The sequence below is a fragment of the Mesorhizobium sp. M7A.F.Ca.CA.002.09.1.1 genome, assembly GCF_003998555.1.
GTDB classification, from domain to species: domain Bacteria; phylum Pseudomonadota; class Alphaproteobacteria; order Rhizobiales; family Rhizobiaceae; genus Mesorhizobium; species Mesorhizobium ciceri.
This window is the reverse complement of the sequence record NZ_RZRR01001615.1, coordinates 1-445: the sequence shown is the minus strand read 5'-3', so window position 1 is coordinate 445 and position 445 is coordinate 1. Positions and strand designations below refer to the sequence as shown.

General features: G+C 60.4%; 1 protein-coding gene. It reads right to left on the bottom strand.

Going from position 1 to position 445, the window contains the following annotated elements; genetic code table 11:
- A partial coding sequence (locus EN994_RS34960; protein WP_127308322.1) for an FAD-dependent oxidoreductase occupies positions 1-372 on the bottom strand: 372 nt, incomplete at its 3' end.
- Positions 373-445: the final 73 nt, after the last annotated feature.

The following is a 445-nucleotide window of genomic DNA, read 5'->3' as shown; positions in this document are numbered from 1 at the left end:
ATCTCCGTCCTTCACTTCATGCCTGGCCAGCAGTTCGAACAGCTTTGCGTCGGCGGCCTTCATGTCGGCTTCTTCCGCTTCGCTCGCCTTGCGCTCGCGGTAGTAGAGATGATCGACATTCATGTCGTGATGATGCAACGTCCAGCCTGCCACTTGCGCTTCGGGAAAATAGGGATTGCGGTCGGCGGCATGCAGCCAGGCGCAGCCGATGTCGAAAGGCACGCCGAAATGCTGGTCGCTGGTCCAGGCTCGCCCGCCGATTCGGTCCATCGCTTCGAGCAGCGTGAAGGAAAGCCCCGCCGCCTGCAGGGTTTTGGCAGCGGCAAGACCCGCCGAGCCGGCGCCGATGATGACGACATCAACGTCTTGCATGCAGCCCCCTTGCCACAATAATCACTTGATCCTAGGCAAATTCCACGGCATTCGCCAGCATTGCAGCGGTGAC